This is a genomic window from Arthrobacter sp. ISL-95 (genome assembly GCF_018613695.1).
In the GTDB taxonomy this organism is placed as follows: domain Bacteria; phylum Actinomycetota; class Actinomycetes; order Actinomycetales; family Micrococcaceae; genus Arthrobacter.
This window is the reverse complement of record NZ_JAGGPR010000009.1, coordinates 209,597-232,308: the sequence shown is the minus strand read 5'-3', so window position 1 is coordinate 232,308 and position 22,712 is coordinate 209,597. Positions and strand designations below refer to the sequence as shown.

The window sequence follows — 22,712 nt, the reverse complement described above, 5'->3', positions numbered from 1 at the left end:
CCAACCACCGCCGTCGAACCCTTAAACCAACAACACTCCCCCACAAAAGTGAAAGAGCGATAAGCCCAAACCCGAGGGACCTGAGCGAGCGTCCGGCCCAAACCCGAGGGACCTGAGCGAGCGTCCGGCCCAAACCCGAGGGACCTGAGCGAGCGTCCGGCCCAAACCCGAGGGACCTGAGCGAGCGATGCGGCACTAACAGGAAGGCGGGGGCCACCCGGCAGCGCGCGTCCAAGCAACGAAGGACCGAGCGCGCCGAGGATGACCCCCGCCTTCCTCTGAAGAGGCTTAGTGGCCCCCGTGTCCTCCGGCACCTTCGGTCTTGCGCATCATTGCGCCGAGCACCACAGCGGCGACGGCGATGACGGTTGCTGCCAGGAATGCTGCCTGCATGCCGGCAACCAAGCCGGAAGACGCAGAGACCACGGCATAGATGGACACGAGCAACGCCGTACCGGCTGCACCGGCTACCTGCTGTGCAGTACTGATGATTGCGGAACCATGGGAGTAGAGGTGCGGCGGCAGCGGGTTCAGGCCGGTTGTGAAGGCTGGCGTAAAGAGCAGGGCCAGGCCAAGGCTAAGGGTGACGTGCAGGGCAATAATCCAGCCAAGCGAACTTCCCTCATCCAGGCGCGAGAACTGCCAGAGTGTCAGGACCATCAGCACAGAGCCTGTTACGGTCAGCGGCAACGGACCCACTTTGTCGAAGATCCGCCCGATAACCGGCCCCAGCAAGCCCATGGCCAAACCACCTGGCAGCAGAGCCAGTCCGGTCTCCAAAGGCTGAAGGTGCAGGGTGTTCTGGAGGTACAGCGGCAACAGGATCACACCGCCGAACAGAGCCATCATGGCAACGACCATCAGCAGGGTGGACACCGTGAACATGCGGAACTTGAAGGCGCGAAGATCCAGCAGCGGAGCGTCGGACTTCTGGAGCTTGAGCTGCCGGAAGACAAACAGTGCCAGGCTGAGAACACCCACAACCAGTGCGATCACGGGAACAATGCCGGCCTCGGCGCCGCCGATCTGGCTCAGGCCGTAAACCAGGCCACCAAAAGCCGGCACGGTAAGAATCACCGAAGGAACATCGAGGGTGGTCTTCTCACGTTCCCCCACGTTGGTGAGGTACTTGGCCCCGATCGCGAAAGCTGCCAAGGCAACAGGCATCACGAACACGAACATGAACCGCCAGGAGAAGTTGTCCAGGATGATGCCGGAAACGGTGGGGCCCATGGCAGGAGCGACCGAGATGGCGATGCTCACGTTGCCCATGACGACGCCACGCTTGGATATCGGTACCAGCGTGAGGATGGTGGTCATCAGCAGCGGCAGCATAATTGCGGTGCCACCGGCCTGGACGATGCGCGCCAGCAGCAATACCAGGAAACCCGGTGCCAGGGCAGCAAGCAATGTTCCACCGCTGAAGAGACCCATGGCCAGCATGAATGCTCCGCGGGTGCTCATCCGTTGCAGGATGAAACCGGTGGTGGGGATGACCACGGCCATGGTCAACATGAAGCCGGTGGCCAGCCACTGCACGGTGGAGGCGCTCACCTGAAGATCGATCATGAGTCGCTGGAGTGCGACGTTCATGATGGTCTCGTTGAGGATGACAACGAAGGTTGCCACCAGCAACGTGACAATGACAGTCACGGATTCGCGTGACATCTTCCCGGACCCTGGGGCGTTCGAGGCCGGTACCTGTTCCGGCACCACCGAGGGCGCCGCCTCTGCGGAGGTGACGGAGCCGGTAGCGCCTGATGCAGGCTTGCCGTTGGCGTCGGACGTGACGTCGGTAGACATGAGGATTCCCCAAGGTTTGGATTTGGTGTCCGGCGATCTGTGCCGGTGAAGACTAAAACAGTCTAAACGCCCATCCAATTCCCGTCAGTGGGAAATTTCCAAACGCTAGGAGAACAATGGAGCGTTGTCGATGAGCCGTACCGGCCCCACCTTGGCGGCGATGATCGCCAACCCCTCACCGCGGAAAGGGGTCTCCTTGCAGTTCTCCGCGAGCGGTTCCAGCGTGACGGGATCAACGACGTCGAAGTAGTCCAGTTCCACCAGCGGCTGGGATTCAACAAGCGCGACGGCGGAATCGAGGTCGAGCGGTTCGTGCGCGTTCGCGCGGGTCTCAATGAGCCGTATAGCCCGCGACAACACCAGCGCTGCTTCGTGTTCTTCGTCGGAAAGGAACCTGTTGCGGCTGGAGAGCGCCAAACCGTCGTCGCTACGAACGATGGGCACGGGCACAATCTCCACAGGGAAGTTCAGGTCATGGACCATGCGCCTCACCAAAGCCAACTGTTGTGCATCCTTCTGGCCGAAGTAGGCGCGGTAGGCCGCCGTCGAGCCGTCCGTAGCCGCACCTCCCGGGAGTCCGTAATGGAGCAACTTGGCCACCACGGTGAGAGCGCCGTCGAAGTGTCCCGGGCGTGAGGCGCCTTCCCACTTTTCGCCCAGCGGGCCGGCTGTCACCCGCACCAGCGGCTGGCCGCCGGGATAAACCTCGTCCACCGACGGCGCGAAAACCAGGTCCACGCCCTCGGCATCAAGCAAAGCCATGTCTGCCTCGAGGGTGCGCGGGTAGCGGTCCAGGTCCACGGCATCGCCGAACTGCAAAGGGTTCACGAAGATGGTGGCCACCACAACGTCATTCTCTGCCACGGCGGTCCGGGCAAGCGTCGCGTGACCGGAGTGCAGGGCACCCATGGTGGGCACCAACCCCTGCGAATTTCCACCCTTTGCGGCCAGGAGCCTGGCGCTCTCTGCCCGCAGTTCCGTCGCGGTGGTTACGAGTTTGATGGCCATGATGCTCAGTTTCCTTCCGGTGCCTCGGGTTCGGCGCCCAAGGCCTCGTCAATGTCATGCAGTTGTTCAGGGCGCAGCAGTCCGCGGTTTCCCGCCCTGCGAGCAGTGGCCCGCGCCATGGCCTGGTACGCCGAAAGGATGTCCCCGCCTGCACCGCCGTCGTACTCCTTCAATGCCTGGGCGTGCGCGGAAACGGTGCCCACATCCCCCCGCGCAACAGGACCGGTCAGCGCCGATTCGCCGGATGCGAGGGCGTTCTCGAGAGTCGCGCGCAGCATCGGACCGAGCATGGCTTCCGGCGTTTCGACGCCGATCTCCCGCAGCATCTGCGATGCCTGCGCCACCAGCGTGACCATGTGATTGGAGCTGTGCGCAAGAGATGCGTGATAGAGGGTGCGGTCGGCCTCGGCAATCGCCACCGGCTCTGCACCCATCTCCACCACCAGCGCTTGGGCGATCGGCAGCATGGCAGCATCAGCAGTGACGCCGAAGGTGCAGTCCATGAGGCGTGTCAGGTCCAGGCTCATGCCCGTGAAAGTCATGGCGGGATGCAGGGCCAGCGGAATCGCGCCGGCCGCACGGACAGGGTTGAGGATTCCGACGCCGAACCGGCCCGACGTATGCGCCACCAGTTGACCGGGCTGCCACGCTCCGAGCTTGGCCAGCCCCGCCACCAATTCGCCGAGGGCGTCGTCCGGAACGGCCAACAAAACAAGCTCGGAGCGTTCCACGATGTCCTGGATTTCCAAGACAGGGACGCCGGGGAGCAGGTTCTCGGCACGCTCACGGCTCGCCTCGGACACAGCAGAAACCCCGACGACGGCGTGTTCGGCTGCGCGCAAAGCGGCACCCAACACGGCACCCACCTTGCCGGCGCCGATGATCCCGACACCGAGTCGTCCTGGCCTAGCCATCGTGGCGGTCCTCCTGTTGCGGTGAAGTGCGGGGTTGCATGTCTGATTCCGGCTGCGTGGGTTGGTCTGGTTGTGCTGGCTGGGTGGCTGCGACCTCCGGGGCTTGCGGGGCCACCTGCGCCAGCCATTGTTCGCTGGTTTGCCGCTTCCGCGCTTCCCTGGCTCGGGCCGCCTGCTGATCAAAAAGCTGCACAGCCTGCTCAACACCGGCTTGGAAAACGCGTGGGGAAACGGGTCCGGCCGTAGTGTGGAGGACAAGATCAGCCACTCCGAAACGCCTCGCCCACGGGCCCTGGTGCAGTGCCATGGATTGTGTCCGCTGATGCGGAACCATTACCAGCGTGTGCCACCAGCGGCCGGAGCGGATCAGCAACGCAGTTTTGGTGGCAAGGAATCCATTGCGTCGCCACCCCAGCGGGGCCAACAGGCGCGCGCGGCGGGGAGTGGTGGTAAAGCCGTCGCTCATCGCTGAGTCAGTTCCGGCCGGCCCAAGCCCATCCAGCCCCGCCGTAAACACCCGTTCCGGATCCTCAACGCCAGGATCAGGCAGCACCAACGACATCATCCGCAAGACATCGGGCTTCAGGCCAACAGGAAGCAGCATGGTGCGGGCTCCCTCAGTGCTGGCGGCCAGGCCGTAACCCGCCACGTTGACGTGAATCCGATACCAGCCAAAGATGCGCCAAATGGGCGGCTGCGCCACCATGAGCGCCTGGATTCGCCCGGGCGGAAGAGTCTGCGCCTGCGTATCCAGAAGCCCATACCGGAGGCGGATGCCGTCCGGGGAAATCGCGGCGGTGAAGTTGTAGCCCTTGTTGAACGAACTCCAATAGGAGGCAGCGATGCCCAGGATGCCGGGGATAAGCGCCAGGAAAATCGCGTTGTTATCGAACAGCACAGACGTTGTCACAACAACAGCGGCCCCGAGCAAAATACCAATGGTCTGTTCGCTGAGCAGCAAGGAACCAATAAGCCGGGACGGAGGCACTGACAAAACAACGTGCTCGGGAGCTTCCGGGACTTCTTCCATCGTCTCGGGTCCCCTGACTACGCCTGCCGCCCGCGCAAGGATGGTGGCACGCAACTGCTTGGCTTGGTCCAGCGGAAGGTAAGCGAGCCGCACGGCCGACTCGCCGGCGTCGGCCACTTCGAACTTAAGTTCAGCGAGCCCGAAGATCCGGGCCAAAAGGGGCTGCACAATGTCGATTGCCTGAACGCGATCCAAGCGGGCCTGCCGTTGCTGCTTGAACAGGAAGCCTGTGTTGACGCGGACGTACCCCTCCGCCACTTGGTAGCGCGTGAAGTACCAACTGAGAATGAAACCGCCAACCGTCAACAGCAACACCACGGCGCCGCCTGCAAGGAGCCACGGCACCCGGCCGCTGAGGTTCGGATCCATGAAATCCCGGCCCTGCAGCATCCGCTCGAAAGCGTCGCGGCCAAAGAAGAACCCGACGGCGGCAAGCGCCACCCAGCCGCGAACGAATGGTGACGCAGGGTGGACGCGGTTCCAGTCGCCGTCGACCGTTTGTTCCGGCTTGGCCGGGAGGCTCTCAGTGGCGTCGTTCTCCAGGCTCACAGCCCGGCCAACCTGGCTTCTCCACGAGCGGAAAGCTGCTCGCGCAAGCGTGCCCCTTCTGCTGAGGGAAGGCCGGGCAAGTGCGCATTGGTCCCCGCCGAGGCCGTGTGGAGTTTGAGCGTACACAGCCCCAGGCTGCGTTCAACGGGACCAACAGCGACGTCCACGTATTGCATCCGGCCGTAAGGGACCACCATGGTTCGCTGGAAGAAGATGCCGCGGCGGATCAGGAGGTCGTCGTCGCGCTCGGCGTACCCGATTGACCGTACTTGGCGGGGAATCAGCACCAGCCGCCACAAGGCCAACACCAGCGTCACCGCAGGAACCGTGATCGCGAGCCAAAGCGGCGGCCATCGCCACCAACCGAGCAGCACAAAAATGAGAGGCAAACTGAGGACCACCAACATCAAAACGTTGCCGATAGCCCACTCCACCAAGCGAACCGTGACGTACTTCGGGGACACCCGCAGCCACTGGACGCCGGAAGGATCAATCGCCTCGGTATGCATACTCGCCTTCACCTTTAGTTTCCCCACGACGGGTTTCCGGTCCGGCGGTGCCACCCTCCAGGTCCTCCGGCGGGATCCGGCAGAACCGCTCCACCACAAGTCCAACCACAACCATCACCACGCCACCGCCGCCCATCAGCACGGCATTCCAGAGAATTCCTTCGCCGCCCCGCAAACCACCAATGCGGAGGAGATCCGTTGCGATTCCCGCATGCCAACCCAGAAGCAGCGTCCCGGCATAGGCGCAGGCCTGGGCCAGGATCAACGTCCTTGCCGCGAGAATCGGATTAAGCAGGTTCTTCTTCTTGCCGTTGCGCCAACGAAGCACACGGACGCCCATGACCAGCGTCAGCCCGACGATGACAGCCATGGTGATGAGCGCGGAGACCGGCAGCACAGGGGTTGGCATGCTGAAACGGTTGGTAGCGACCGTAGCCAACCAACCAATCACGGCAGCGATGACGGCGATGAGCACCAGAACTACCGGGCGCATTGCTTTCATGGCTGCTCCACTGCTCCAGTTGCCGGCACACCGGCCACGTCACCGAAACCGTCGAAACGCCGGATGTCCGGCATGTCATCGGCGACGGCGGCCAGTTCAGCTACGCTGCGGCCGTTCAGTGTGGCGTGCGGCTCCAGCAGGGACCACGGGTAGAGCACGAAAGCCCGCTCGGCCGCCCGCGGATGCGGAATGGTCAGCACGGGATCCTCACTAGTGACATCACCGAACACGATCACATCCACGTCCAGTGTCCTTGGACCCCAACGTACCTCGCGGGTGCGGTGATGCTTCTGTTCAACTGAATGGCAGTGCTTCAGGAGTTCCATGGGAGTCAGGGTGGTCTCCACGGCCATGACCATGTTCAGGAAATCAGGTTGGCCCTCCGGACCACCGACGGCCTTGGTCTGCACCACTGGCGACACGCCCAAGAGGCGCACCTCCGGCGGGTCCACCAGATCCGCGACGGCAGTGGACAAGGTGTCGTTACGCTCCCCCAGGTTGCTGCCAAGGGCCAGAATGACCTTGCTATACCCGGACATCATGATCGCTCCCGGTGGACGCTGACAGTGACGTCGCCGAATGGGACCTCGATCGGGGCTTTGGGCTTGTGAACGGTGACATCGACGGCGGCAACGTTGTAGTTCTCAAGGATGCCCTCGGCAATCCTGACAGCCAGGCCCTCGATGAGATTCAAGGGCTCGCCCTCAATATGCTTGGTAATCAGTTCAGCCACTTCACCGTAGTGCGCTGTGTACTGCAGATCATCCGTCTGAGCAGCTTTGGTGAAGTCCGTGTGCAGCACGGCGTCCACAACGAAAGGCTGGCCGTCACGGCGTTCGAAATCGAACACCCCGTGATAACCGACGGCGGTGACGCCGGTCAGCGTGATCCTGTCCACAGCGGTATCCAATCAGCGGGAAATGCGGGCGGCGACCTTGACGGCGTCAAGGCTGGGGCCGACGTCGTGAACTCGTACTGCCCAGGCGCCCTTAGTGGCGCTCAAAGCGGAGATTGCAGCGGTGGCGGCGTCGCGCTCCAAGGGCGCAGCGGACTTGCCGGCCACTGTAAGGAGCGAACCGAGGAACCGCTTACGAGAAGCAGCAACCATCACCTTGTGGCCCAGCTGGAAAAGCTGATCCAGGTTCTTGAGGATTTCCCAGTTCTGGTCCTCGTTCTTGGAGAAACCAACGCCGGGATCGATGATGATCTGTTCCGGCGCAACACCTGCTGCGTACAGTTTGTCGCGGACGCCGCTGAGTTCAGCCACCACGTCCTCCGTCACGTTGTTGTAGTCCGTGAGGCTGTCCATGGTCAGGGCGTCACCCCGGCGGTGCGTCAGGATGTACGGAACCTTGGTCCGGGCAACGAGCTCGGGCATGTCCGGTTCAATTGTCAGCCCGGACACATCGTTAATGATGGCAGCGCCCGCCTCAACGGCAGCAGCCGCGGTGGACGTGTGCATCGTGTCGATGCTGACCAGCGCACCGGCCTTCACCAGCGCCTGGATCACGGGAATGACCCGACGCTGTTCTTCCTCAGGGGAAACCGGTTCAGCGCCCGAGCGGGTGGATTCGCCACCGACGTCGATGATGTCCGCGCCTGCGTAAAACATCCGCAGGCCTAGTGCGATCGCGGTGTCCGGCGTCCGGTGAGTACCGCCGTCGCTGAAGGAATCCGGGGTGACATTAAGGATTCCCATGACGAGCGTGCGGTCCGTTGGCAGGTCCTCGAACCTGGCCGCGGGACGCGGTTTGCGGAGAATTGGCAACGGGCTTGTGGCCGGGCCGGTTCCGGGTGCTGCAGCGAGGGAGTCCATAGTGCTTTACCTTCCGAGTATGAGGCTCATGGCCTCGGCGCGGGTGGCCGGGTCATGGAGTTGACCGCGCACCGCACTGGTGACGGTCTTTGCGCCGGGCTTGCGAATGCCGCGCATGGACATGCACATGTGTTCACATTCGACGACGACGATCGCGCCGCGCGGGTTGAGGTGCTTCACAAGCGCCTCAACGATCTGGGTGGTGAGGCGTTCCTGCACCTGAGGCCGCCGCGCGTAAATATCCACCAGTCGTGCCAACTTGCTCAGGCCGGTCACTTTGCCGTCATGTGACGGAATATAACCAACATGCGCCACCCCGTGGAACGGCACCAAGTGATGCTCGCACGTCGAGTAGAAGGGAATGTCCTTTACCAGGACAAGCTCTTCATGGTCGAGATCGAACGTGGTGGAGAGGACATCCGCAGGGTGCTGGTGCAGACCTGCGAAGACCTCCGCGTAAGCCTTGGCCACGCGCTTGGGCGTGTCCAAGAGGCCTCCACGCTCAGGATCTTCACCTATTGCCAGGAGAATCTCACGGACAGCCGCTTCAATGCGCGGGCGGTCCACTTTGTGGCCGTGCTTGGAGCCCGCGGCGGAACCGTGGGCGGCGGCGAGGTCGTCGTCGTCGTCGTCGAAATGAGTCACAGCAGAAAGCTTAGCCGTGATGCGGGTGGTCGTTGCCGCCGTCGGGCTGCGGGGCTTGGAATGATTCCTGGCTGCCGACTCCCTGGGCGTGTGGCGCCACGACGTCCAAAGGCTCGTCCAGACGGGCCTTCTTGGCTTCTTCCTGGGCTTCGCGTTCAGCCTTCTCGGCGCGTGATTCCACGGGCGGGATGGACTGGACCGGGCGGGATTCCTTGGACAGCCAGATCTCCCGGAAATCGCGCTTTCGGATGTCGTGGAAGATGTCGGCGATCTCCTGCTGGTTCAAGGTTTCCCGCTCCAGCAGCTCCAGTGCCAGACGATCCAAAACGTCCCGGTTTTCGGTGAGGATGGCATACGCCTCATCGTGCGCCTGGTCGATAAGACGACGCACTTCCTCGTCCACAACATAGGCGATCTGGTCTGAGAAGTTGCGCTCCTGCGCCGCATCGCGGCCGAGGAACGGCTCACCGCCGCCCTGGCCAAGCTTCACGGCACCAACACGTTCGCTCATGCCGTACTGGGTGACCATCTTCCGGGCCGTGGAGGTGGCCTTTTCGATGTCGTTGGATGCACCTGTGGAGGGATCGTGGAACACGATTTCCTCAGCAACACGGCCGCCCATGGCGTAGGCCATCTGATCCAGCAGTTCGTTGCGGGTGATCGAGTACTTGTCATCCTCCGGGATCACCATGGTGTAGCCCAGAGCACGGCCGCGGGGAAGGATGGTGATCTTGGTGACCGGGGCGGAATTACGCAGTGCGGCAGCAACGAGTGCGTGGCCGCCTTCGTGGTACGCGGTGATCTTGCGCTCGAGTTCCTTCATGACGCGGCTGCGCTTCTGCGGGCCTGCCATAACGCGGTCGATTGCCTCGTCCAGCGCACGGTCGTCGATCAGGTTGGCATTGGAACGCGCAGTGAGCAACGCAGCTTCGTTCAGGACGTTGGCCAAGTCCGCGCCCGTGTAACCGGGAGTCTTCTTGGCTACACTCCTGAGATCGATGCCCGGGGCCATCGGCTTGCCCTTGGCGTGGACGTTGAGGATCTGTTCGCGGCCGATCATATCCGGGGCTTCCACGGTGATCTGGCGATCGAAACGGCCCGGGCGCAGCAGCGCGGGGTCCAGGACGTCAGGCCGGTTGGTGGCCGCAATGAGGATCACGTTGGTCTTGACGTCGAAGCCGTCCATCTCCACGAGGAGCTGGTTCAAGGTCTGCTCACGCTCGTCATTGCCGCCGCCGATGCCGGCACCGCGGTGGCGTCCAACGGCGTCGATCTCATCAACGAAGATGATGGCAGGGGAACTTGCTTTGGCCTGTTCGAAGAGGTCACGAACACGCGAAGCGCCAACGCCGACAAACATTTCAACAAAGTCCGAGCCGGAGATGGAGAAGAACGGAACGCCTGCCTCGCCGGCAACAGCGCGGGCCAGAAGCGTCTTACCGGTACCTGGGGGGCCGTAGAGCAGCACACCCTTGGGGATCTTGGCACCCACGGCCTGGAACTTGGCCGGCTCCTGGAGGAACTCCTTGATTTCCTGGAGCTCTTCCACGGCTTCATCAGCGCCGGCTACGTCAGAGAAGGTCACCTGCGGCATGTCCTTGTTGACCAGCTTGGCCTTGGACTTGCCGAACTGCATCACCTTGGAGCCGCCGCCCTGCATGCGGGAAAGCAGGAACCAGAACAAGACGCCGAGCAGCAGCACAGGGATCAGCAGGGAGAACAGCCCGGAGAACCAGTTGTTTTCCACCGGCTGGTCCGTGAAGCCCTTGTCCGGGTTGGCGTTGGTAACAGCCTTGACCACGTCCGGACCACGATCCGTGACGTAGAAGAACTGCACGTTCTTGCCCTTGTCCTGGCCGTCCAGGTTCAGGTTGTCCTTGAGCACCAGGTCAACGCGGTTTTCGGCGTCGAAAATTTTGGCCTGCTCAACCTTCCCGCTTTGGGAAAGGAGTTCGAGGCCCGCTTTGGTGTCAATGCGCGTGGAACCGCCCGGAGCCAGTGTTGCGAATGCCACCAGGAGCAAGCCAACGACGACAACAATCCAGATGCCCGGGCCTTTGAAGAAACTCTTAGCTTTCATCTGATCGGGGTTTTGCCCCGTCCCTCCTGGTAGTGCTGCAAGGCGCAACTTCTGCGCGCGAGTGGTGCTGCTTCAGTTTCAAGCTATACACCGTTCCCAGTAATTCACGCATCGGAAAGTCCAAAAGTTCCCTCTGGGCGTACACAGGATACTCGCGTTGTGCGTGCTGGAACAGGGGTTTTGTGTTGCTCTAGCGGTGCGGCGGGGTGGTGTCTGGCTGCCAGCGCACCCATTCGCGCCATCCGCACTTGTAACCACTGGTGCGAACGGCGGAAACGGGTGCGGGCACGTTGAGGAACGGGCGCGCACGGCGGAAACGGGTGCGGGCACGTTGAGGAACGGGCGTGCACGGGCGGAAAAGGGTGCTGGCACGTTGAGGAACGGGCGCGCACGGCGGAAAAGGGTGCTGGCGCGCGTCGCGCGTGCCGCCCTAGACGTCCCTCCAGGGCCACCCTCGCCCAACAACCCTGGTACCGCTGGCGCACCCATTCGCCCCATCCGCACCCGGAGACCCACCACCCCCACCCCCGGCGCGCCCGCTCGCGCCGTGCGCACCCGTAACCACTGGTGCGCACGGCGGTAAAGGGTGCGAGCACGTTGAGGAACGGGCGCGCACGGCGGAAAAGGGTGCGGGCCCGCGTCGCCCGTGCCGCCCTAGACGTCCCTCCAGGGCCGCCCTCGCCGCACAACCCTGGTACCGCCGATTCGCCCGATCGCGCCAATCTTCACCCGTAGACCCACCACCCCCACCGCCCGCGCACCCATTCGCCCCATCCGCACCCGGAGACCCACCACCCCCAGCCCCGGCGCGCCCGCTCGCGCCATCCGCACCCGTAACCACTGGTGCGCACGGCGGTAAAGGGTGCGAGCACGTTGAGGAACGGGCGCGCACGGCGGAAAAGGGTGCGGGCCCGCGTCGCCCGTGCCGCCCTAGACGTCCCTCCAGGGCCGCCCTCGCCCAACAACCCTGGTACCGCCGATTCGCCCGATCGCGCCAATCCCCTCCCGTAGACCCACTACCCCCACCGCCGGCGCACCCATTCGCGCCATCCGCGCCCGTAACCACTGGTGCGAACGGCGGAAAAGGGTGCGGGCACGTTAAGGAACGGGCGCGCACGGCGGAAAAGGGTGCGGGCCCGGGGGTGCTTCCCCACAACTGGCGCAATTTGGGGCGCGCCATTTTGGTTTCTTCCGCGTGATCTCGACCCTGTTTTTCCACATAGCTCGGGCTGGTGCTTTCGACTTCGCGCGAGAACGGGAAGCGTGGGACCTATGGCCATTCCGGAACTCATACTTGCTTCAGATGCGACACGCATTGGACAGGACGCGCGCCACCTTGCGAAGCAGGCCAAACGTGGCGAGCTCGTTCGGATTCGACGGGGCGCCTATGTTCGTGCTTCCTATTGGGCGGAATCGAACGAGCGCCAGCGGCACGGACTTCAAGCAGCTGCATTGGTCAATGCGGCCAAGACACCGCCCCTCTTCAACTTGCAGACGGCCGCACTCCTTTGGGGGCTCGGCGTGGTGGGTGTGCCGAAGCGCTTATGCACCGTAACTGATGACCCACGTGGCGGCAGATCAAAGCACGGAATCCGGAGAAGCTTGGGGCCCCTTGACAGCGGGGTGGCTCAACTGGGCGACTTCCAGGTCACAGACAAAGTCCGCACCACAGTAGAGCTGGCAGCTGCCCTGAACTTTGCAGAGGCCTTGGCCATTGTGGACTCCAGCCGACGAAACCAAAAGTGGGGCGACGCTTTTGAGGCCGCCAATTGGAACAAGGCCAAGGCGTGGGGTCCTCCGGTGCAAATGGATGAACTGGCTGAAGCTGTCGCCGCCCTCACCAGCATCTCAAGGAAGCGACGCGCCGAATCCATTCTGGATCTCTCCTCAGAGAAGTCCGAATCAGTGGGGGAATCCATGAGTCGAGCCCAAATGATCTTGCTCAATTTCCCCATGCCTAGCCTGCAAGGCTCTTTTACGTTGGGAAACGGACGAACTGCCCGAACTGATTTCTGGTGGCCCGAACTCGATCTCGTGGGGGAATTTGATGGGCACGGAAAATACTTAAGACACGAGTTGCGGGGAAACCAGACAATCCAGCAGGCAGTCATGGCAGAGAAGGCCCGCGAAAACGGGCTGCGGGCACTTGGCCTCACTGTTGTTCGCTGGGACTGGTCCGACATGATGAACCCACTCGTGTTCGCACGCATTTTGAACGACGGCGGCCTTCACTCCCTGCGGGCGGCATAAGGCAGCCAGCTGAGTCAGGCGGCGACCGGAAGCACCAGCAAGTAACCAGTAGGCAGGTCAGTGCTCCAGCGCCGGGGCTCACGGACGACGAACTGTGTGGCCAACTGCTCCGGCGAAAGCAGACTGTTGGGCTCCGGAGAAGGACCCCACTGCCCACTGCCGTGAGGATAGAGCGGATCCAAGACACGAATCCCCGTCACCTGGAACTCCGGGAACTGCGCTGGATCACCCACGGACTCAAATCCACTCATAACCCAAGCATGCCGGCCGCTCCACATGACAAGCCCCACCGGCCGCCCAGTTTCAGCTATTGCCCGTGCCGCCGCCTGCAGAGTGTCCTCGTAGGTGGCGATGCTGACCACCGCATATGGGCCCATACCAACCTCAGTCAACACCTGAGCCCAGCCCCGGGGGTTGGCGCCATTAAATGAATCCGATGACCGTGCACGGGCCATCTCCCACAGCTCGCTTTGCTGTGCGGAGGACGCCCACGTTCCGCCTCCGGTGTCATCGATGAGGTTGTGTGCCATTTGGATGCTTGCCGCAACACACCAGTCAAAGGTGTACTGCGGGACGAAGTCGCCGTCTTGGTAGAGGTTCAGGGCAAAAGCCTGAGGCACAGCGGGCGGCGCAGGCAGTGGTGGCGCAGGCAGTGATGGCGCAGGCAGTGGTGGCGCAGGCAGTGGTGGCACAGGAGTCTGCGTGGCACTCGTGGACGGGACTGCCGCAAGGTCACCCGTGGTCGGCACTGCGGAAGCGGACGGGATTGGCTGTCCGGCATCGGTCTCAGTGAGGTCGACTACAGGAGTGCACGCGGTTAGGAGAGTCGCCATGACGGCGAGCCACGTCAAGAGACGGGCGGGAGCACCGGTCATGGTCCAGTTTAGCGCGCAGGGTGGTGCGGCGGCAGGTTCAAAAACTTATTATCTGCACCCGCTACCCCCGAGCGCACCCCTTAAGCACCAACGCCGCACCCACTCCCGCCACACGCACCAGAGGTAACAGGTGCAAACGGCGGAAAAGGGTGCGCCCCAAAAAACAACGCCAGCCGCACCCGCTACCGCCGAGCGCACCCCTTAAGCGCCAACGCCGCACCCACTCCCGCCACACGCACCAGAGGTTACAGGTGCAAACGGCGGAAAAGGCGCGGCGGCGCGGAGGAAGCGAAGAGGGGCTTTACTCGTAAACGTGCGGGGCCAGGGTGCCCACGAAGTCCAGGTTCCGGTACTTCTCGGCGTAGTCAAGGCCGTAGCCCACGACGAATTCGTTGGGGATGTCGTAGCCGACGTACTTGACGTCGATTTCCACCTTGGCGGCGGTCGGCTTGCGGAAAGCTGTGCAGATTTCGACGCTGGCCGTGCCACGGGATTCAAGGTTGGACTTGAGCCAGGACAGGGTCAGGCCGGAATCAATGATGTCCTCGACGATCAGGACATCCTTGCCCATGAGGTCAGTGTCGAGGTCCTTCAGGATCCGGACAACACCGGAGGACTGGGTGCCCGAACCGTAGGACGAGACAGCCATCCAATCCATGCTGACGTGGCTGTGCAGCGCACGCGCCAGGTCAGCCATGACCATGACCGCACCCTTGAGGACGCCGACAATGAGGATGTCGCGGCCTTCGTAGTCTTTGTCGATCTGCGCCGCAAGTTCCGCGATACGCGTCTGGATTTGCTCTTTGGTGTAAAGAACGTGCTTGAGATCTGCCTGGACGTCGTTTGAATCCACCAATGGCTCCTGTTTTTGATGCTCGGTGCGGCTACTGTTGGGACGGTTTCTGATGCCGGAATACTAGCTTCCCACAGGGGGAGGCCAGTCGGGGAACGCCGTCAGCCGCTGCACCCGCCGACACAGCCGACGAAGCACCCGCGGAAACAGAGCGTTCCTGCTCCATATCACTGAGGGATAAGCGGAACACGCTGACGTGGCCGGGAAGCTCCACGGGCCCCGCCGAACCTTGCCGGCGAAGCAGCGCTTCCGCAGCGTGGAGGCGCCCGTAGCCGGGTTGTTGACCGCCGACGTCGGCCGCCGCCTTGGCGATGACGCGGAACCTTAGCGCTGCGGGCAGCGCGCGGACGTCGTGTTCCGGTAACCAGACGCCGTCCTCCACGCGCTGGACAAGTGAGAGATAGGTCTCGTTGGCAAGATCTTCGAGGAAGTCTGCGTCTTGCTGAAGGATTGCGGCCGTGCGGGCGAGTGATTCGGCAACGCCCGGACCAAGCTTTTCCTCCAGCACAGGCATGACTTCAACGCGCGTGCGGGATCTGGCGAAGGCGGGATCGGAATTACTGGGGTCGTGCCAAGGCGAAAGCTCTTCCACCTGGCAAATTTCCAGCGTTTCCTCACGGCGAAGGCCGAGAAATGGCCGGAGCAGGCGTCCGCGGGCGGACCTCATACCACCGAGTGACCGCGTACCGGACCCGCGGGCCAAGCCCAAGAGTACTTGCTCTGCTTGGTCGTCCAGGGTGTGGCCGAGCAGGATGGCATCACAACCAAGCTGGTCGGCAGCCGATTTCAACGCCGAATGCCGGGCATCCCGGGCCGCGGCCTCGGGACCAAAGCCGGTGGCGGCGACTTCTACGGTGCGCACTTCCACGGGAAACAGCCCCAGTTCGCGCAGCACTGCGGCGGTTTGGGAGGCTACCTCCGCAGAGCCCGCCTGCAGCTGATGATCCACCACCACACCGGCAACAGACACCGGGTGGCCATCCACGTGACCGCGCCTGGCGAAGTAGGCGGCTATCGCTGCCAATGCCAACGAATCCGGCCCTCCGCTGCAGGCAACAAGCACATGGGCGGGGTATCCCGCGGAGGCCAAGGCGTTCTGCAACTGCTTCCGTGCCTTGCCGACGACCGGCGCCAAACGCCCCGGCCGGCGTCGACCCTTAGCTGCGGAACCGACAGCGGACCCGCTAACCGGTCCAGCACCAGCGGGATCGCTCAAAGCCCCATCCGCTCAAGCCACAGCTTGGAGTTATGGATCTCGTCTTCGGTAGGCAGGAACTCGGCGGATTCCCACACCCGGTTGAAGCCTTCCATGCCAGCCACGGCAACCACTTCACGAACGAATTTGGCGCCATCTGTGTACTGCCGCATCTTGGCATCCAGGCCGAGGAGGTTGCGGATGAACTTCTCCACCACGCCGCGATCCTTGCCGCGCTCGTTGAAGCGTTGGCGGATGGTCTTCACGGAGGGGACGATGCTGGAATCCACAGCATCCATCACCACGTTGGCGTGACCCTCAAGAAGGCTCATGACAGCCGTGATGTGGGACAGCGACGCCTTTTCTTCGGGGTTCTGGAGGAGGTCCAGGATGGCGCCACGGCCCGGTGTCTTTTCGGAGGGGCTACGGTCTCTCAGGGACTTGGCTGCAGCGCTGGCACGTTCAACCAACGTATCCATGTTGCCCAGGAGGTTGCCGCTGAGCTTCTCGATCTCGTCCAGCATGTGGTGCCGAAGCCACGGTGCTGCCGCGAACTGGACGCGGTGGGTTTGCTCGTGCAGGCAGACCCAGAGCCGGAAGTCGTCCGGGTGGACGTTGAGTTCGCGCTCCACGGAGATGATGTTCGGCGCCACCAACAGGAGTCGGCCGCCCGGGGGGACATTGGAATCCGGGGCGAGGGCAGCAAAAGGATCGTACTGGCCGAGGACTTTACTGGAAAGGAAGGAGAGCACAGCGCCGAGCTGGGCGCCGGTGATGGCACCGCTGGCAGCAGCCGCCGCGGGGGTCATGGCCACTCCGCTGCGGCTCTCCACCATCTTCTTCAGGGCGGGTTGCAGCATCACTGCGAAGCTCTGTGTATTGGCCTTGGACCACGAGGCCCGGTCCACCACCAGGACGTGGGAATCACGCAGGTCCCTCGCGGCATCCAAGCCGGTGATGTCGTGCACGTGCGGGACGGAGACATCCGCGTTGAAGCGCAGATTGTCCACGGCCTTGCCGATCTCCCCGGCGCTAAGCTCCGGACCGGGAGGGGCAAGCCGGGCAGCCGTAGAGGCGGCCAGGTCCCAATTGATCAGGGACGGGGCCCCTGCTGACGAATCTCGGGCAGATGACACCATACGGTCCATCAGACCACACGTGACTGACAGTGAGCCTTAAGTTCGCTCCGCGCGGAGGATTCAGCCTTGGCACCCGCACGCGGCAAGCACCGACGCCGAACGGTCCATGGCCACCTTGTTGCCCGCGGCACCAGGATCCAGCCCATTGCCAATGAACGAGAACACCAGCAGCCGCCCATCAGCATCCACCACGTAACCGCTCAACGCGATCACGGTATTCAACGTCCCTGTCTTGGCGCGCACCAGCCCGGCGCCCTCGGACGTACCGGCGTCTAAATACCTGTCATCCAGAGTCCCGGTGAGCCCGGCCACGGGAAAACCGTCGAGCGCGGCACGTAGGGCAAGGTCCGGCCCGCTGGTAATGGCCCGGACAACCGCGGCAAACTGATGGGTGGTGACTTGGTTCTCCAAGGCAAGGCCCGAAACGTCGGCCAGCTGCATCGAATCCGTGGCAATCCCCAACTCCCCCAGCCTTTGCCGCACGGCCGCAGTGGCGCCGTCGTACGTCCCAGTCTGACCGGAGGCCATGGCGGTCATCCGCCCCAGCGCTTCTGCGAGGAAATTGTCCGAAGATTCGAGCATGAGGTCCACTTGCTCGCTGACGGTAGCGGACTCAGCAGCAGCCAGCACCTTGGCGGGGAGGCCTTTACCGCGTTCGACGCCGGGACTCACCGCTACGCCGGCGGCCGACAACTGCTCGACGAACGCCTGGGCGGTGGTGACGGCGGAATCCTGGGGCCGGGGTCCGGTGACAACGTCAGGGTTATAGCGTCCTGAGTTCAACGCCAAGGAGAACAAGGGCGCTGTTTCTCCGACGGCAACATCGTCCAGGCTCCATGCCGGGTTGAGGGGCGCGCCGGCGAAGAGGGAGTCGTCAACTTGAACGGTGACAGGCCCCGTCACCCCGGCCGCGGCCAAAGCGGCAGCAGTGTCCGCCGCCATGGATGCCAGTCCGGCCCGCCCAAGCACGGCCGTGGGTTCGGAGGCGCCGGAGCCCAGCAGCACATCCCCTCCCCCGGTCAACACCACTGTGGAGGGGTTATCGGCTGCAAGCACGCGGGTGGTGAACCGGGACTCCGGACCGAGCGCCTTCAAAGCGGCGACGGCGGTCAACAGCTTCATATTCGAGGCAGGGATGCGGTTGGCGTTTGCGTCCCGATCAAACAGAACCTGGCCAGTGGATGCGTCCATCACCACGCCACTGATACTGCCCGCACCATCCGGCTTGAGCGTGGCGTCTAGAAGTTTTGCCACTTGGGCAGGCGCAGGAACGGGTGCCCGCGCATCCAACGGAAGCACACTGGAGGCGTCGGACAGGCGGTCCGGCACCTTGTGCCAGGCGGGAACCGAAGGCGTCGGCTTTGGCACACTGAGCAAGCCCGGAAACATCCCCGCCACCACTACGGCGCCGAGGCACAGCAAAACTGTGGTCAGTAGCACCGGCCATGTAAAGCGCCCCCACGCCGAGGCCACACGCTTGCGGGCACCCCCGTTTTTAACGCCCATCATGGAAGTTGCTTGGTCCTGTCAGTCCTGAAATGTCCCCGCCGGTTCAAGAAACCCGGGCCTCTCGCTATATCCTCAATAGTAGTCGGCGGCGCCGGCCGTGCTTTTGCCTGCCGCGCCCCACCCACACCCGTCAAGGAGCATTCCATGAAGCACGACGTGACCATCGAGATCCCCAAGGGATCGCGCGTCAAGTACGAAGTTGACCACGAAACCGGCCGTGTCCGCCTGGACCGCGTCCTGTTCACCTCCATGCAGTACCCCACGCACTACGGTTTCTTCGAGAACACCCTGGGCGAAGACGGCGACCCGCTGGACGCATTGGTGCTCCTGCAGGACTTCGACCTCCACCCGGGCGTCATTGTTGAATCCCGTCCCATCGGCGTCTTCAACATGACTGACGACGGCGGCGGAGACGCCAAGGTCCTCTGCGTCCCCGTTGATGCGCGTTTCGACCACATCCAGGAAGTCAGCGACGTCAGCGAATTCCTGATCAAGGAAATTGAGCACTTCTTCACCCGCTACAAGGACCTGGAGCCCGGCAAGTGGGTCAAGGCTGAAGGCTGGGGCGACCGTGCCGCTGCCGAAGCCGAGCTGGAAGCTTCCATCAAGCGTTACGTTCCGGCAGCACACTAAGCTCGCCTCGGTTTCACGCCCGACGGCGGCTGGTACGGTCCCCCGCGAACCGCACCGGCCGCCGTCGTACTTTTAAGGCAACGCGGGGTCACTTATGGCCCCTTGAGGGGTCAGTTAAGGGCCATAAGTGACCCCGCGTTGTGTATGGGCATGTCTCCCCATCGCGGCAATTTGCAGGTCCGCCTAGGCTGGGACAAGACTTTTCGATGCTTGTTTACAGGGGGTTCCATTGGCTGGGTTCTACGGCGCGGACATCGCGCAGCTTCGCAGTCTGGCAGGCGTGATGGGCAATGCTGCCGACGCCATCAGCCTGCAAAGCACACAGTTGTCCAACGCGATCAACTCAACTACCGCGTGGCAGGGCCGCGACGCCACGGTGTTCAAGGGCGACTGGAACTCCCAGCATCGGCAGAGCCTGGTCAAGGCCGCCAACATGTTGCGCGAGAACGCGAGCCAGTTGAAGAAGCATGCCAACCAGCAGGAATTTGCCAGCCACAACGACGGCTCAGGCACATCGGTGGGCGTCCTCAAGGACGTCTACGACACCGCGATGGGCGTCAAGGGCGTGGCTGCTCCGCTGTGGACGGCGTACAAGTACCTCAAGCTTGGCAACGCCGAGTGGGTGAAGACCCGCGAAGTCCTGACCAATTGGCGGGCCGGCGGGACTGTGGTCCGCGACGCCATGACCGCGCTGCGCAATGGTGAGAAGGTCACCGACGTCCTCACCGACCTCAAAGCCAACATCCCCTACAGCCAGGCGTTCCAGGATGCCAGCAAGTTCTCCAAGGGCCTCCGCGTGGCAGGTGCGTTGGCGGCACCGCTGAACATTGTGGGCGGCATCAGCGACATGATCAACCCCCAGCACGATGGCTGGCGCGGCACCGGCGACCGCGTTGCAGGAGGGCTGTCCGTGGTGGGTGGCGTGGGCAGCATCATGCTCATGACGGCCGGTGGCGCCGCTCTGCTCGGACCCATTGGAGCGCCGATCGTGATTGGCGCAGGAATAGTTGCGGGTGCTTGGGCACTGGGCAACTTGGTAGCCGACAATTGGGACTCCATCAGCAACTTCGCCCGCAACCCGGGCAGTTACATCGCCGACGGCGCCAAGGAGGTGGCGGGCTTCGCAAAGGACGTAGGCAGTAAGGTGGCAGACGGGGTCGGTGACGCCGCCAAGTCAGTCGGAAACTTTGTCGGAGGGATATTCGGATGACCACCAGCACCATGAAGTGGACCCAGCGGGACGTTGAGGCCGCAGCCAAGGTCTTGGCCTCGGCCAGCGCAATCGGCGCGCCTTTGCCCACGTTGACCGATGAAGAAGTTGTGGCACTGGACGGCGTGCAGCACGAACAGCTGGTTGCCCTGCCGTGGCTTTCGGCCCAGGATGCCAGCAAGGAACTGATGTGCGCTATCGCCCTGCGCGGCCTGCTGGCCAAGGAACTCGTGTACCCGGTGGTCTTCGAGGGCGAAACTGAGCCTTCGCGCCTGCACGCCACCGAGGAAATCACCGGCACGCTCACCCTCCGCCGCAGCGGCAGCAGTGTTGTCTCCGTGGAACGTACCGTCTCTACCGGCAAGCGTTGGCTCTACGGCTACCTTCACGATCAAGGCGTCCTGCTCGAAGAAGTGGACGAAGGTGGCCTGCACGGCTTCACCGTGGTCACCCGTGATCAGCTTGTGCCGCGCCTGGCCGAGTTCGTTGACCCCCAGCAGGCCGCGGCTCGCGACACCGATCCGGCCCTTTACACAGAAGCCCAGTTCGAGGCACACGCCGCCACAGCCTTGGCCGACACGCAGGCTGCGAGCAACGTGGTGGCATTCAACTCCGACACCGACGAATTCCCCACCGTCACCGTGTACACCGGCCCGTCCGGCGTCCATGTGCTGACTCCGCGGGTGGAGGGCTCCCCGGAATCCGGCCAGCCGGAGCAGGGCGGAGCCGTGACCTTCGAGTTGCAGGAAACTTCCGCCGCATCCCTGGCCCGAGTCCTGGGCGGGTTGGCCGGCTTGGCCTGACGTTCCGCTCCTTCAACGTGCCGCCCCCAAAGCCGCATCCCGCCGTCGAGCTGAAAGCCCCTCATGAGCACTCCTAAACCCACAACCTCCACCGGCTTGGTGGATCCTCTGACCGGACGCGCTGTTCGCCGCCACACCGACACCGGCGCGTACTTCGTCAAGGCGTCCGGGACAGCCCACTTCTGGGGCCGCGTGTTGGATGCCGTGGTGTTCCTGGTGAGCTACGTGGTCCTGGCCGTGATCGCTGTGGTTGTCCGGGAGTCCATGATGAACAGCGGCTCGGCCCTGGGATACAACGACGGTTTGTGGCTGACGCTCTACGTGGTGCTGTGGTTTGCAGGACTTTTCGTTTACGGCATGATCTGGGGGTCCGTGGGCAGTGTGGGCGACGCTGCCGCCGGCATGCGCTCCGTGCGGATCAAGAACGGCACGACGGCGGGAGCCTGGTTGGGCGGTTGGCGTGCCATCTGCTGGTCCTTCTTCCCGTTCTTTGTGGTGATGCTCATTGCTTCCGCAATAAGCGGCGGTGGCGATGACACATGGGATCCGAAGTTTGCAGCCATTGACCGGCGCTCGGGAATCGCTCAAGGCCAGCAGCCCGTCCAGGACCCCAAGGCTGCAGCAGCCGGGCAGGCGGCCGCAGCTGACCGGCAGAACCTGCCCAACCTCTACGGCCACCGTCCGGATGCCCGCCCCTAGTTGGCTGGTTCGCCGGGTTGAGCGCAGGCTCGGACCTGAGCTGGGGCGGCTCCGTTACATCGCCTCCTCACGAAGAATCTTCTGGAAGGTCCTGCTCCCCTGCATTGTTGTGGGTTTCGTCTTCGGAGCAATAGCCGAGTTCATCAGCCCCATCCGCTCCACGCGGGAGGCGGGACACTTCAACGATCCTGCCTTCTTTGCCGCGACCAGCATTCTGACGGGACTGGTGCTGTGGTCCATGACTTTGCTGGGGAGCTTCCGGAAACTACTGGTCTTTGATCACGGGATCGTGGCTAAATACTCGCAGAAACACACCACCTTGGTGATTCCCTGGGCTGACGTGGTGCCCGGCAGCATCAGAGCCGTAACCACTGAGGACGGCACGGATCCCGACCGCAGACTCGTGGCACGCCGCAAGGTCTCCCTGGGCGCCGGAGGCCGGGGTGCGCTGGTTTTTCAAGCCCGCGACACGTTCTGGGTTTTTGCCTCCAACCAAGACCCCGCCCCCTTGGTCCTTGCCATCCAAGAGTCCATGAGAGACGCCGGAATACCCGACGCCGCCCGTGCAACAGCAGGTGCGCTGCCCGCCGTCGTACTCACCGGGCGAACGGCACTTGACTGACCAGCTTTGCTCGACGTCGGCGAATGTGGCCCTTGCAGACCGACTACCAGCCGGTAGCATGTGATCCA

22 protein-coding genes are annotated in these 22,712 nt (G+C 63.3%); 6 read left to right on the top strand and 16 right to left on the bottom strand.

Annotated elements, in window-relative coordinates; translation table 11 throughout:
* Positions 1-288 precede the first annotated feature (288 nt).
* The 11 genes from J7I86_RS15035 to ftsH all read right to left on the bottom strand — a co-directional run bounded on the left by J7I86_RS15035 (position 289) and on the right by ftsH (position 10,856).
* Positions 289-1,803: a DHA2 family efflux MFS transporter permease subunit gene (locus J7I86_RS15035; RefSeq protein ID WP_214821066.1), complete on the bottom strand. Its 1,515-nt coding sequence runs from the start codon at positions 1,801-1,803 to the stop codon at positions 289-291.
* Positions 1,804-1,908: 105 nt separating this feature from the next.
* Positions 1,909-2,811, bottom strand: coding sequence for a pantoate--beta-alanine ligase (gene panC, locus J7I86_RS15030; RefSeq protein ID WP_214821064.1), 903 nt, complete (start codon positions 2,809-2,811; stop codon positions 1,909-1,911).
* Between the two features lie 5 nt (positions 2,812-2,816).
* Positions 2,817-3,725 (bottom strand): Rossmann-like and DUF2520 domain-containing protein, encoded by a 909-nt coding sequence (locus J7I86_RS15025; protein WP_214821062.1) that lies wholly within the window; start codon positions 3,723-3,725, stop codon positions 2,817-2,819.
* Positions 3,718-5,304 carry a PH domain-containing protein gene (locus J7I86_RS15020; RefSeq protein ID WP_214821061.1) on the bottom strand — a complete coding sequence of 529 codons (1,587 nt, stop codon included), beginning with the start codon at positions 5,302-5,304 and terminating at the stop codon, positions 3,718-3,720. Before J7I86_RS15020 ends, J7I86_RS15025 begins: the two co-directional genes overlap by 8 nt.
* Positions 5,301-5,813, bottom strand: a complete 513-nt coding sequence (locus tag J7I86_RS15015) for a PH domain-containing protein (protein WP_214821060.1) — start codon at positions 5,811-5,813, stop codon at positions 5,301-5,303. Before J7I86_RS15015 ends, J7I86_RS15020 begins: the two co-directional genes overlap by 4 nt.
* Positions 5,794-6,315 carry a DUF3180 domain-containing protein gene (locus tag J7I86_RS15010; RefSeq protein WP_214821059.1) on the bottom strand — a complete coding sequence of 174 codons (522 nt, stop codon included), beginning with the start codon at positions 6,313-6,315 and terminating at the stop codon, positions 5,794-5,796. The genes J7I86_RS15015 and J7I86_RS15010 overlap by 20 nt, the downstream gene beginning before the upstream one ends.
* Positions 6,312-6,857, bottom strand: coding sequence for a 2-amino-4-hydroxy-6-hydroxymethyldihydropteridine diphosphokinase (gene folK, locus J7I86_RS15005; protein ID WP_214821058.1), 546 nt, complete (start codon positions 6,855-6,857; stop codon positions 6,312-6,314). Before folK ends, J7I86_RS15010 begins: the two co-directional genes overlap by 4 nt.
* Entirely contained in the window at positions 6,854-7,213 is a 360-nt protein-coding gene (folB, locus tag J7I86_RS15000) for a dihydroneopterin aldolase (RefSeq protein ID WP_214821057.1), read from the bottom strand. Before folB ends, folK begins: the two co-directional genes overlap by 4 nt.
* A gap of 12 nt (positions 7,214-7,225) precedes the next feature.
* On the bottom strand, positions 7,226-8,131 hold the full coding sequence (gene folP / locus J7I86_RS14995) for a dihydropteroate synthase (protein ID WP_214821056.1): 906 nt from the start codon (positions 8,129-8,131) through the stop codon (positions 7,226-7,228).
* 6 nt (positions 8,132-8,137) lie between these two features.
* Positions 8,138-8,776 carry a GTP cyclohydrolase I FolE gene (gene folE / locus J7I86_RS14990; protein WP_214821055.1) on the bottom strand — a complete coding sequence of 213 codons (639 nt, stop codon included), beginning with the start codon at positions 8,774-8,776 and terminating at the stop codon, positions 8,138-8,140.
* A gap of 10 nt (positions 8,777-8,786) precedes the next feature.
* Positions 8,787-10,856 (bottom strand): ATP-dependent zinc metalloprotease FtsH, encoded by a 2,070-nt coding sequence (gene ftsH, locus J7I86_RS14985; RefSeq protein WP_214821053.1) that lies wholly within the window; start codon positions 10,854-10,856, stop codon positions 8,787-8,789.
* A gap of 1,272 nt (positions 10,857-12,128) precedes the next feature.
* Here ftsH and J7I86_RS14980 point away from each other — a divergent pair.
* A complete protein-coding gene (locus tag J7I86_RS14980) occupies positions 12,129-13,106 on the top strand; it encodes a type IV toxin-antitoxin system AbiEi family antitoxin domain-containing protein (RefSeq protein ID WP_214821051.1) in 978 nt (325 codons plus the stop codon).
* A gap of 14 nt (positions 13,107-13,120) precedes the next feature.
* On the opposite strand, the gene J7I86_RS14975 is transcribed toward J7I86_RS14980, so the two are convergent.
* The 5 genes from J7I86_RS14975 to dacB form a co-directional block, all read right to left on the bottom strand.
* Positions 13,121-13,981, bottom strand: a complete 861-nt coding sequence (locus J7I86_RS14975; RefSeq protein ID WP_214821049.1) for a hypothetical protein — start codon at positions 13,979-13,981, stop codon at positions 13,121-13,123.
* A 301-nt stretch (positions 13,982-14,282) separates the two neighbouring features.
* On the bottom strand, positions 14,283-14,834 hold the full coding sequence (gene hpt / locus J7I86_RS14970) for a hypoxanthine phosphoribosyltransferase (protein WP_011772910.1): 552 nt from the start codon (positions 14,832-14,834) through the stop codon (positions 14,283-14,285).
* Between the two features lie 31 nt (positions 14,835-14,865).
* Positions 14,866-15,936 carry a tRNA lysidine(34) synthetase TilS gene (gene tilS, locus J7I86_RS14965; RefSeq protein WP_214821088.1) on the bottom strand — a complete coding sequence of 357 codons (1,071 nt, stop codon included), beginning with the start codon at positions 15,934-15,936 and terminating at the stop codon, positions 14,866-14,868.
* Between the two features lie 110 nt (positions 15,937-16,046).
* Positions 16,047-17,168, bottom strand: coding sequence for a zinc-dependent metalloprotease (locus J7I86_RS14960; RefSeq protein WP_214821047.1), 1,122 nt, complete (start codon positions 17,166-17,168; stop codon positions 16,047-16,049).
* 60 nt (positions 17,169-17,228) lie between these two features.
* Positions 17,229-18,674, bottom strand: a complete 1,446-nt coding sequence (gene dacB, locus J7I86_RS14955) for a D-alanyl-D-alanine carboxypeptidase/D-alanyl-D-alanine-endopeptidase (protein ID WP_214821086.1) — start codon at positions 18,672-18,674, stop codon at positions 17,229-17,231.
* Positions 18,675-18,821: 147 nt separating this feature from the next.
* On the opposite strand from dacB, the gene J7I86_RS14950 reads away from it, so the two are divergent.
* The 5 genes from J7I86_RS14950 (at position 18,822) to J7I86_RS14930 (ending at position 22,644) form a co-directional block, all read left to right on the top strand.
* Positions 18,822-19,310 carry an inorganic diphosphatase gene (locus tag J7I86_RS14950; RefSeq protein ID WP_024818962.1) on the top strand — a complete coding sequence of 163 codons (489 nt, stop codon included), beginning with the start codon at positions 18,822-18,824 and terminating at the stop codon, positions 19,308-19,310.
* Between the two features lie 229 nt (positions 19,311-19,539).
* Complete coding sequence (locus tag J7I86_RS14945) at positions 19,540-20,520, top strand: hypothetical protein (RefSeq protein ID WP_214821045.1); 981 nt, start codon at positions 19,540-19,542, stop codon at positions 20,518-20,520.
* Positions 20,517-21,323 (top strand): hypothetical protein, encoded by an 807-nt coding sequence (locus J7I86_RS14940; RefSeq protein ID WP_214821043.1) that lies wholly within the window; start codon positions 20,517-20,519, stop codon positions 21,321-21,323. Before J7I86_RS14945 ends, J7I86_RS14940 begins: the two co-directional genes overlap by 4 nt.
* 63 nt (positions 21,324-21,386) lie before the next feature.
* Complete coding sequence (locus J7I86_RS14935; RefSeq protein ID WP_214821041.1) at positions 21,387-22,022, top strand: RDD family protein; 636 nt, start codon at positions 21,387-21,389, stop codon at positions 22,020-22,022.
* Positions 22,009-22,644, top strand: coding sequence for a hypothetical protein (locus J7I86_RS14930; RefSeq protein WP_214821039.1), 636 nt, complete (start codon positions 22,009-22,011; stop codon positions 22,642-22,644). The genes J7I86_RS14935 and J7I86_RS14930 overlap by 14 nt, the downstream gene beginning before the upstream one ends.
* The last annotated feature ends 68 nt before the right edge of the window (positions 22,645-22,712 follow it).